The 10,423-nt window shown below is 56.7% G+C and carries 13 protein-coding genes and 1 pseudogene; 6 read left to right on the top strand and 8 right to left on the bottom strand.

The annotated features are described in order from the left end of the window. On the top strand, positions 1 to 184 hold a 184-nt coding region (locus M7R55_RS07575), incomplete at its 5' end, for a hypothetical protein (RefSeq protein WP_298219811.1). Between the two features lie 74 nt (positions 185 to 258). Here the strand turns inward: M7R55_RS07575 and M7R55_RS07570 are convergent. From M7R55_RS07570 to rluB, 8 genes are all read right to left on the bottom strand, one after another. Further along, entirely contained in the window at positions 259 to 441 is a 183-nt protein-coding gene (locus tag M7R55_RS07570) for a PA3496 family putative envelope integrity protein (RefSeq protein ID WP_298219810.1), read from the bottom strand. A 197-nt stretch (positions 442 to 638) separates the two neighbouring features. After that, positions 639 to 908, bottom strand: a complete 270-nt coding sequence (locus tag M7R55_RS07565) for a hypothetical protein (RefSeq protein WP_298219809.1) — start codon at positions 906 to 908, stop codon at positions 639 to 641. Between the two features lie 103 nt (positions 909 to 1,011). After that, a complete protein-coding gene (locus M7R55_RS07560) occupies positions 1,012 to 2,382 on the bottom strand; it encodes a dihydroorotase (RefSeq protein WP_298219808.1) in 1,371 nt (456 codons plus the stop codon). Continuing rightward, complete coding sequence (locus M7R55_RS07555) at positions 2,379 to 3,353, bottom strand: aspartate carbamoyltransferase catalytic subunit (protein WP_298219813.1); 975 nt, start codon at positions 3,351 to 3,353, stop codon at positions 2,379 to 2,381. Before M7R55_RS07555 ends, M7R55_RS07560 begins: the two co-directional genes overlap by 4 nt. A gap of 26 nt (positions 3,354 to 3,379) precedes the next feature. After that, positions 3,380 to 3,886, bottom strand: coding sequence for a bifunctional pyr operon transcriptional regulator/uracil phosphoribosyltransferase PyrR (gene pyrR, locus M7R55_RS07550; protein WP_298219812.1), 507 nt, complete (start codon positions 3,884 to 3,886; stop codon positions 3,380 to 3,382). Between the two features lie 59 nt (positions 3,887 to 3,945). After that, positions 3,946 to 4,440, bottom strand: a complete 495-nt coding sequence (gene ruvX, locus M7R55_RS07545; RefSeq protein WP_298219807.1) for a Holliday junction resolvase RuvX — start codon at positions 4,438 to 4,440, stop codon at positions 3,946 to 3,948. A 17-nt stretch (positions 4,441 to 4,457) separates the two neighbouring features. Continuing rightward, complete coding sequence (locus M7R55_RS07540) at positions 4,458 to 5,108, bottom strand: YqgE/AlgH family protein (RefSeq protein WP_298219806.1); 651 nt, start codon at positions 5,106 to 5,108, stop codon at positions 4,458 to 4,460. A 76-nt stretch (positions 5,109 to 5,184) separates the two neighbouring features. Further along, positions 5,185 to 6,309, bottom strand: coding sequence for a 23S rRNA pseudouridine(2605) synthase RluB (rluB, locus tag M7R55_RS07535; protein ID WP_298219805.1), 1,125 nt, complete (start codon positions 6,307 to 6,309; stop codon positions 5,185 to 5,187). Positions 6,310 to 6,433: 124 nt separating this feature from the next. Between rluB and M7R55_RS07530 the strand changes: the two genes are divergently transcribed. From M7R55_RS07530 to M7R55_RS07510, 5 genes and pseudogenes are all read left to right on the top strand, one after another. Continuing rightward, entirely contained in the window at positions 6,434 to 7,597 is a 1,164-nt protein-coding gene (locus M7R55_RS07530) for an ABC transporter permease (protein ID WP_298219804.1), read from the top strand. Positions 7,598 to 7,604: 7 nt separating this feature from the next. Further along, positions 7,605 to 8,462 carry an ATP-binding cassette domain-containing protein gene (locus M7R55_RS07525; protein ID WP_298219803.1) on the top strand — a complete coding sequence of 286 codons (858 nt, stop codon included), beginning with the start codon at positions 7,605 to 7,607 and terminating at the stop codon, positions 8,460 to 8,462. Further along, positions 8,462 to 9,466: an MlaD family protein gene (locus M7R55_RS07520; protein ID WP_298219802.1), complete on the top strand. Its 1,005-nt coding sequence runs from the start codon at positions 8,462 to 8,464 to the stop codon at positions 9,464 to 9,466. The genes M7R55_RS07525 and M7R55_RS07520 overlap by 1 nt, the downstream gene beginning before the upstream one ends. 51 nt (positions 9,467 to 9,517) lie before the next feature. Continuing rightward, positions 9,518 to 10,177 carry an ABC-type transport auxiliary lipoprotein family protein gene (locus M7R55_RS07515; protein WP_298219801.1) on the top strand — a complete coding sequence of 220 codons (660 nt, stop codon included), beginning with the start codon at positions 9,518 to 9,520 and terminating at the stop codon, positions 10,175 to 10,177. 115 nt (positions 10,178 to 10,292) lie between these two features. After that, a pseudogene (locus M7R55_RS07510) lies at positions 10,293 to 10,423 on the top strand (ATP-dependent RNA helicase RhlE); the annotation flags it as partial.

Raw genomic sequence — 10,423 nt, 5'->3', positions numbered from 1 at the left:
AGTCGCTGGCCGATTAGATGCAAGGCGCGCTCGCGCCGCAATGGCCGCCCCCTTGCAAGCGAGCGCAACGCCGCAGATGATCGGCCAGCGGCTCGCCCGATGGGAGTGCTCCGAATGCGCCATGACGGCGTTGCCGTGCTTGACAAGGGTTTGGCCATTGCCTGCGCACGGCGCCTTGTCCTGACACATTCGGAGGACTCTGAAAGTACCTCCAAGAGCGAAACAGTACACTAGCGCTGAGTTGGCATTGAGTGCCGTTTAAAAGTCATCCTCTATCAGCCGCTTGACGCGAGTCATCTCCAGCAGATCGTCAAGCCGACGACGGGCGTCCTTGTTCTCGACAGGTTTTACTTTTTCCACTTCGGGTTCAGCATCGGCCGAATCTTCGGCATCCTCTTCCCAATGCTCGTTGAGATCGGAAATATCGTCGTCTTTACTCATAGTATATTCCTCAGGAATTGATGGATTTTCGCAGCCTTATACCGTGTTTTTTTCAACTTGAGAAGAGGGGCTTTCGCCTTGACGGGAAAATTGTGATTTCCGCACCAACGATCCAATACCACGCAAATGATGCGCACAAAAAAACCACCGGAGTAACCGGTGGTTTCAAACGGGAAAATCAATTAATAATCAGATGATTACTGCTCTTCTTCATCCAGATCAAAGTCATCATCGTCTCCAATTTCCTCGATACGCTCAATATCCATGAAGCCTTCGATCTCGTCAGCAAACATAACAGCCGTTTCAGCCCACACCATGGGCCGCACTTCCGTGGAGAGAACGCCCTCTTCTTCAGTCTGTACCAGCGCAAAACAGGTCAAGGGCTCATAGCCGATGCCATCGTCCTCATCGCTGATCAGGGCGTACCAATCATCAGCAGGCATGATGCTCAAAATTTTCGAAGCCATCGTCATTCTCCTTAGGTGGTGGGGTGAAGGTGTTTGTGGTAATCATGTCTGCGACATATGACGCTTTCATGGCGTAGCTTCAGAGCAAAAATTCGAATCAATTTCAGGTAGCGAGTTCAAAAACCAGGCGGCCATTCACCCAGGTAGCACGGGTTTGATGACGAAAATCCCAACCGAAAAAAGGGGTATCGCGCCCGGCTGAACGCATCGTCGTCTCATCCAGAGTCCAGTAAGCATCGGGATCGATCAATGTCACATCGGCCCGAGCGCCTACTGCAAGTCTACCCGAATCATTCAGACCGAACAGTTCGGCCGGACGACGCGTCAGCGCATCCAAGGCTCTGGCCAAACTCAAACCCTCTTCGTCGACCAATTTGAGCACGAGCGGCAACAAGGTATCCAAACCGGAAATCCCGGGCTCCGTTGCCGGGAATGGCGCCAGCTTGGCATCGGTTTCGTGCGGTTGATGATCGGAAATCACGCAATCGATCGTGCCATCCGCCAAACCGGCACGCAGGGCATCCCGATCTCTCAAGCCACGTAAAGGTGGCTGAACATGCGTATTTCCACACAGCGCGTCCGTATCCATTTCGGACAGCCACAGGTGATGCGCACTCACGGATGCCGTTACCGGCAAGCCTTCCGCCTTGGCTTGGGCAATCATACGCACGCCCGCACGCGAAGAAAGATTGTTGATGTGGATGCGTGCGCCCGTTTCCGCCACCACCGCCAGCAACTGTGCAAGTGGTGCCGTTTCGGCAGATACGGGGATGCCCGGCAGGCCCAGTCGGGTGGCGATGACCCCTTCGTGCGCGCATCCACGCTTGCTCAGGGAGGGGTCTTCGGGCTGAATCACGACCAGAATATCGAAGGTGGCGGCATACTCCAGCGCCCGGCGCAACAGACGCAAATCGCGCACGGGGTAATGGGCGTTGGACACGGCGACGCACCCGCCTTCGGTCAATTCGGCCATTTCCGCCAGCAATTCGCCCTTCAAACCTTGCGTAAGCGCACCGATCGCCACCACACGGGCACGACCGGACAATTGAGCCCGACGTTTGATAAAACGCGCCACGGCAATCGTATCGAGTACCGGATCAGTATCCGGCGGCATACAGACGGTTGTAATACCGCCCGCGACCGCTGCCAATGTTTCCGTGGCGATCGTTGCCTTGTGTTCCAATCCGGGCTCGCGCAGGCGTGCCCAGCTATCGATGACACCTGGAATCAACCACAACCCCTTGGCATCAATCTTTTGCATCTGTTCATGAGGAAACTGGCTTGGTGCATCACCTATACCCGCGATCCGGCCATCTGCCAGATACACATCAGCAATGCAATCAAGCTGGACTGCCGGATCGAACACCCGCGCTCCCTGAATGAGCCAGGTGTCGCAATCAATACCCGGACGGCAACCCTCAGGGTGCCGGACAGGGTCGAGATCAATCCCAAGATTAGGTGGATTTTGAATCATGATTCAGCACTCATGCACAACGCCATCACGGCCATACGTACGCCAATACCGTTGGAAACTTGTTCGAGGATGACGGATTGCGGGCCGTCTGCAACGCGGGATTCGATTTCGACCCCGCGATTGGCTGGCCCCGGATGCATCACAATCGCATTCGGCTTGGCCCATCTTAGTTTTTCTTCCGTCAGACCGTACAGGCGATAGAACTCCTGCTCAGTCGGCAAAAGGCCGCCTTCCATGCGTTCGCGTTGCAAACGCAACATGATGATGACATCCACGTCTTTCAAACCTTGGCGCATATCGTGGAATACGCGCACACCCATCGGTTCAATGTCGTTCGGAATTAGGGTGCGCGGGCCAATCACACGCAACTCGCCAACGTTGAGCGAGTTGAAGGCGTGAATCTGGGAACGGGCCACACGAGAGTGCTTCACATCGCCGACAATCGCAATGCGCAGGGGTGCGAAATCGCCTTTGATTCGGCGGATCGTGAACGCATCAAGCAGCGCTTGGGTCGGATGTGCATGCCAACCATCCCCCGCATTCAGAACGGAAACGTGTGGCGCGACATGCCGGGCCATGAAATGAGCCGCGCCGGATTGTTCATGGCGCACCACAAACATGTCCGCCTGCATGGCTTCGATATTGCGCAACGTATCCAACAAACTTTCACCCTTGGTGGTTGCCGAGGTGGAAAGATTGATGTTCAACACGTCGGCTGACAATCGTTTGGCTGCCAACTCGAAGGTCGTGCGCGTGCGCGTGGATGACTCGAAGAACAGATTCACCACCGTGCGCCCGCGTAACAGTGGGACCTTCTTGATTTCACGATCTGTTACCGACATGAAGTTTTCAGCCGTATCGAGAATCCGTGTAATCCAGGTCGGACCAAGACCTTCGATGGTCAGCAAATGCTTGAGATGCCCCTGCGCATCGAACTGGATTGCCCAGGGATCAGTCACCAGTTTGGGCATACTCGGACGCACAAAATTGACGGCCATCAGGCATTTTCCTCACGAGTCACAATATTCGCGATCAAGGGATCCGGGCCATCAACATGAATTTGCTGGTCGGCGGCAAGGTGCACGCGCTGCCCGACCGTATCTGCCGTAATCGGAAGTTCACGGCCATCGCGCTCGAACAGCACCACAAGCCAGATACGCGCAGGGCGGCCATAATCGAACAGCTCATTCATGGCCGCGCGAATGGTACGACCGGTATACAGCACATCGTCGACCAGAATAATGTCACGACCGTCGATATCAGCAGGTAAATGCGACGGCGAGACCTGCGGATGCAGGCCCAGGGTATCAAAATCGTCCCGATAAAACGTGATATTCAGCTTGCCCAGCGGCTCGGCCAGCTTCATGCACTGGTGCAATGCTTCTGCCACCCAAACACCACCAGTGTGGATGCCCACCATCAGCGGATTGTTTAATTTCCCCTGATCGACCGCCTGCTTCAACTCGGAAAAACACGAGTCAATCAATAAATCAACCGACTTGATTTCAGGGCCGGATGTACGGCCAGATGAACAACTGGATGTCATGTGTAGGTACCGTTTGCTTAGGGTGCGGTAGGAGATTCCCCAAAAGACTCTCCGGGATTCTCCGACGATTGCACCGAACTTTGACTGAAAAATGTTTCCAGAATGATGGCAGCAGCCTGAGCATCGATCATGCCGGGCGATTTTTTTACCTTATTCTTGCCAAGACGAGCGGTAAGCAGCATCTGGGCATTTTCGGAACTCAGGCGCTCATCAACATAACGAACCGGCAGGTTAAAACGCCCTTCCAGCCTGCGACCGAAGCGACGGATAAACTCGGCGACGGGATAGGTCTCGCCCGAATCCATTACCGGCCAACCCAGCACGAGACCAACCGGACGCCATTCATCCAGCAAACGCCCGATGACATCCCATTGGATCTGATGCGCGTTGCGATGATGCAGCGTAGTCAATGGGCGTGCACTGCCCAACATTTGCTCACCCACGGCAACACCGACACGCCATCCTCCATAGTCGAATGCCAGCCAGGTTCCGGGCGCGGCCGAAGTCGTCATGGCGATTCGCGTCTTACTCAGGCGTGACCGGCTTCACCGGACAGCAGGTTCATATCGACACCCAAACTCCGTGCCGCTGCGGCCCAACGCTCCTCGACCGGATAATCGAAGATCAGCTCCGTCTTCGCCGCAACGGTCAACCAGGTATTGTCTGCCAGTTCCTGCTCGAGTTGCCCTTCGGACCATCCCGAATAGCCGAGGGCGATCACGGCGCGCGCGGGGCCAGCGCCATCGGCCAAAGCCTGCAAAATGTCTTTGGAGGTCGTGAGGCCGATTTCATCGGTAATTTCCAGCGTCGATTCCCAGCCACCATGCGGTGTATGCAACACAAAACCACGTTCCAGCGCGACTGGGCCGCCCATGAACACGGGCCGACTGCGAATGGACGGGTTGGAGCAGGAAATTTTCATGTGATCGAAAATATCTCCCAAGGTGACGTCCAGCGGACGATTGATGGTGATGCCCATCGCACCTTCTTCATTGTGCTCACAAACGTAGGTCACACTATGGTTGAAGTTCGGATCGTCCAGACTGGGCATGGCGATCAGCAACTGGTTTTTCAACTGAATGGGATCGGTAAAGCTGATCGTCGAGATGCTAGCAGGCCGCCTATCCTGCCCCTCGGTATTTGGTTTTGGCGTATGGTCTTCGGAAGGAAATTTAATCATTGTTGAATGATAGACTCGCGCCGCCGGTTAAGGAAGCCCTGCGTGATGCCCCCCGACGAGCAACACCTGCAGATGCTTACCTGCCGCGAGAAGGCTTCCGCCCAGGAGCGGGAGTGCGCGCCGTTCCCTGTCGCTCCCGACGGATCGGCTTGCCACCGGCACGCGCGGGCTTGCTGCGCTTGTCAGGGCCTGCTTCTGCCCCTTGAGGACGTGCGCGAGACAGAACCGGTCGAGATTCACCTGGTCGAGCTTCTCCGGGCTGACTCATACGGGTTTTTACTCGTTCAATAGGACGAGCGGCCGGTCGGTTGGCGGTAGCGGCGCCCTCTTGCGCCTGCGCGCGGGCAGGAACGCGAAACGGTTCGGCAGGCCGTTTGGCGACCGTGCCGGTTTGCACACGCGCCCGATAAGGCTTCAGCGCGCGCCGCTTGGTGTCTTCATCCTGCACTTTGCGACGGGTTTCAGGGCGAAGGCCCACCAGTTTGACCAACGCATCTTCCATTTCTGGCGGCAGATCCTGCGCACGCCCCGGCTTGAGGCGTGGTGGCAACGGAATGCCCGCGTAACTGATGCGGATCAAACGGGAAACCACGGCGCCCACGGCTTCAATCATGCGGCGAATTTCACGATTCCGCCCCTCACGTAGGGTCACGTGATACCAGCGGTTCACCCCAGTGCCGCCGGCGTCACTGAGTTGATCAAACTTGGCAGGACCGTCATCTAACTGAACTTCGGTAGTCAACTGCTTGATCTGATCCTCTGTCAAGCCACCCAGCACACGCACGGCATAGGTGCGCTCGATCTGGTGACTCGGGTGCATCAAGCGGTTGGCCAGTTCGCCATCGTTCGTCGCCAGCAGCAGACCGGATGTATTGAAATCCAGGCGGCCAACCGTAATCCAACGCCCCTGACGAATGGCGGGGAGCGCGGCGAACACAGTCGGGCGGCCTTCCGGATCGGAGGTGGAAGTGATCTCGCCTTCAGGCTTGTGATAAATAATGACCCGTCGGATCGGCTCTTCGTCGGATGCCGTGATTTTCTGCCCGCGCACATCGATGACATCGCCGATCCCGGCCACATCGCCCAATTGGGCCGTGACACCATTGAGTTTCACCTCGCCCGCACTGATCCAGCCTTCGATCATGCGACGGGAGCCGAGTCCCTGAGTGGCCAGGATTTTTTGCAGGCGTTGTTTGCTCACGCGGTAGTTCTCTTTACGTGCTTGGCGAAGCGTATTCGCCAATTTTGATTGCTTGATCGGACAGGTTTTCGGGGGAATGATAAGCTCCTAACCAATCATCACCAAGAGATACCGACGCAAGCCCATGACAACAGCGGCCGAAACGATCATTCCAGCCACTGCGACGCCCCAGGTTCGCTGGCTCCACGACGAGCACATGGGTGTTCAGCAGAACGCGGTGCTGCTGCTCAGTGGCGACTGGACGATCCGCAGCCTGAACCACGTGCCGAAGGTCGACACCCCGGTCAAAGAGGGCGCGAAACCGCAAATCGTATTGCGCAGCGAAATGACTGCTTTCGATGGCTCCGCCGCACTGGTGCTCGCGCGCTGGATCAGGCAGTGGCGTGCAGCGGGCCTGACGGTTGACCTCTCGGAATTTCCCTCACGCGAAACCGGCCTGCTCACGCTGCTGGACGAACGACTCGTCGATTCCACACCTTCGCCTATACACAAGCCGTCCCTGTTAGCGCGATTGGGCGAAGTGGCCGTTGACCAATGGCATGAAGCAAAATCATTCCTGTCATTCCTGGGCGAACTGGTCTGGCGTGGATTTCCGCTATTGCTGGCCTTCTGGCGCATCCGCTGGCGCGCCGTCCTATCCGAAATTGAAGCTGCCGGAGTGCGGGCGCTCGGGATTGTCGGCCTGTTGTCGTTCATGATCGGGATGGTGATGGCCTATCAGGGCGGCGCCACCCTCGAAAACTACGGGGCAAACGTCCTGATCGTCAATCTCGTGGGCATCATCACCCTGCGAGAAATGGGGCCGTTGCTCGCGGCGATCATCGTGGCCGGTCGTACCGGCTCATCCTATACCGCTCAACTCGGCACGATGCGCATCACCGAGGAAATCGATGCGCTGCGTGCCATTGGCGTGCCGCCGTTCGAGATTCTGATTTTCCCCAAGGTGCTGGCGCTGGCACTGACACTGCCCCTGCTTTCGGTATTCGCCGATCTCATGGGTCTGCTCGGTGGCGCCGTCGTCGCCAATTACGGATACGGTGTCTCGTTCTCCGTCTTTTTCCAGCGAATGCCGGAAGTCGTATCGCTCACCACGCTCTGGCTGGGGCTGATCAAGGCACCGGTGTTCGCCATCGTCATCGCGCTGATCGGCTGCATGCAGGGCTTGCGCGTCCGGGGCAGCGCGGCGGAAGTAGGTCGCGCGACGACCGTGAGTGTCGTGCAGGCCATTTTCATGGTCATCGTCATCGATGCGGCGTTTTCCGTGCTCTACAACCTGATGGGTTACTGAAATGAGCATGACGGCTGCAACCGGCTCAAACCACAACGGCTCAAAGGATCTGGTCATTGATGCCCACGGCATCGTGAATGAGTTCGGCAGCCATCGCGTCCATGATGAGCTGGATTTCCAACTGGAGCGCGGAAAGATTTGCGCGCTCGTCGGCGGCTCGGGTACGGGAAAAACCGTCCTGCTCCACACGCTGATCATGCTTCGTCAGGCCAATGCAGGTTCGCTGAAGCTCTTCGGCGTGGATACCGGCTCGGCCGACGATGCCCAACGACAGTCGCTGCGTGAACGGATTGGCGTCCTTTTCCAGGGCGGCGCCTTGTTCACATCACTCACCGTACTGGAAAATGTGCTGCTGCCCATCAAGGAACACGGCCATTTCGACCCGCACTGGCTGACCGATCTTGGCATGAGCAAGATCCTGCTTGCCGGATTGCCCGCCGACAGCGCGCACAAGTTGCCAATGGAATTGTCCGGCGGTATGGTCAAACGCGCGGCGCTCGCCCGGGCGTTGGCGCTCGATCCCGAACTGCTGGTGCTGGATGAACCCACCTCCGGGCTCGATCCCATCGGTGCTGCCGCATTTGATGAACTGGTGCGCACTTTAAGCGATTCGCTCGGCCTCACAGTATTGCAGGCGACACACGATCTCGATTCGATCTGGCGTGGTGTTGACGAAGTGGCTTTTCTCGGACGAAAAAAGGTTTTGGCCGTCGGCACGGCCGCCGAGTTAGCTGCGCGAGAAGAGCCTGAACTACAAGCCTATTTCAGAGGTGCTCGCTCTCAAGCATACTGGCTGGCATCACAACAGGCAAAGCCAGAAAAGCCCCCTACCGCTCCATCCTCATCCAGTGCAGAGACGACCTAATGGATTCGAAAATCAATTACACCGCCGTCGGGTTATTTGTGTTGCTGCTGGGCTTGGGCCTCGCGGCCACTGCCTATTGGCTCGTGACCGGCGGCAAACAGCAATCATTCACTCCGTATGTGATTTATGCGACCGATAGCGTGGCCGGGCTGACCGTCAACAGCCACGTACTGTATCGGGGTGTAGACGTGGGTGAAGTCAAAGAAATCCGAATCGATGAAAACAACCCAGGCCGCATCCGCATCCGAGTCGATATTGACGCCAAAGCTCCCATTCGTGCCGACACCGTCGCGGAACTGCGCCCACAAGGAGTCACTGGCTTGAGCGTACTGAATCTGACCGGAGGCAAATCGAACACTCCACTGTTACAACGCACAAAGAATGGCGAACTGGTAATTCCCTATGAGCCATCCATTTTTTCTCGACTCGAAGGCGGACTTAGCGACACGATGGTCAAGATTACGAGTATCAGCGACCGGCTCGACCAGTTATTCAGCGAAAAGAACATCGCGATATTCGATAACATGCTGCAGAATATTAATGGGCTGACCACCGTGCTCGCAGAGCATCAAACCGATATTTCAGCCGCCATCATTGCCGGGCGCAAAACCCTGGAGAACACGGCGGTCGCCAGTCAATCTGCGAACACGTTGATCATGCAATCCCAGATGCTGGTCTCAAGCTTCAATAAATCGATTCAAGGGTTGAAATCGACGCTGGACGCTGCAAACGAAGCGGCCAACAAGGTCAGCGCGGCCAGCGACAATACGATCGCCATGACTCAGACCGGCAATCAGACACTGAACAACTTCAACCAGCGCACCCTGCCGGTACTCGATGGCCTGCTGTCACAGTTGCAGGAAACCAGTGTTGCGTTGACTCGACTCGTCAACCAGCTCAACGACAACCCAAGCCAGATTCTATATGGCGCGGCACCCATTCCTCCGGGGCCCGGTGAGGGGAAAACCTCTGCCAGTCCCAATCAAATCGCACCGTCGCCGTGATTCGGCCTGATGCGATCCCGATCAAGATAAGCAAGACACCTAGGATTAACCATGCGTCCATCAGTTCTCACGAAAACCTCTACCTATCTCGCCGCCTTGTGCATGCTCAGTCTGGCTCTGGCTGGTTGCAGCCTGCCCATCAAGCCACCTGAAGCGCAGAACACGTTCCGGCTCAACAGCACGAACCTGCAAACCCCCGCGATTGTCGCCCAAGGGAAAGATGCTTTTTATTTGATACAAATGAGCACACTGCAAGCCGCACATGGATTCGAAACTCAGGAAATGATGTACAGCCGCGACACGCTAAACCTCTCGCCCTATCGAAACAGCCGTTGGTTAGCCGCTCCTGCCGAAATGTTGAGTGACGCCATCGAACAAACCCTGCTCAAGCAACCCTGGGTGGCTGGCGTTGTACCCAATTCCGCCAGTGCCCCCGTAGCCGTGAATCTCAGTTGCCGACTTATTCGCCTGGAGCATGACCTCAGCGGCAACGAAGGCAAAGCCCATCTCGTCATGACCTGCCTGTGGACCAATCCTGAAGACAGAACCGTCGAATCCCATTGGCGCTTCGACAAAACCCGCTCCATTACTCAAAACAACGCGACACAGTTCGCAGCAGCGAGTCAGGCGCTGGTTGATGAGGCCATCAGACAGATCGTCGAACAAACGCGCGCCGTCATCATCAGTGCTCAGCCGAAGGCGAACGGCTGAGCCGGCAAAAGTAATCAAAACCCTGCTGGCCGACGCAATCAGGTATGATTCTCGGCTTTGCCGCATTCATACCCCTCCTTTCTTATCCCCTTTACCGATACCCTTTGGAAACACCATGTCATTTGCTGAACTGGGCCTGATGCCCGAGTTGCTGACCGCGCTCGACGCCGTTGGCTATATAAATCCCACCCCCATCCAACGTGAAGCGATCCCGATCGTCTTGTCCGGGCGGGATCTTCTGGCCGC

The organism is Halothiobacillus sp. (assembly GCF_027346185.1).
GTDB lineage: Bacteria > Pseudomonadota > Gammaproteobacteria > Halothiobacillales > Halothiobacillaceae > Halothiobacillus.
Note: the sequence above shows the minus strand (reverse complement) of the source record. Positions and strands in the feature narration are given on the sequence as shown.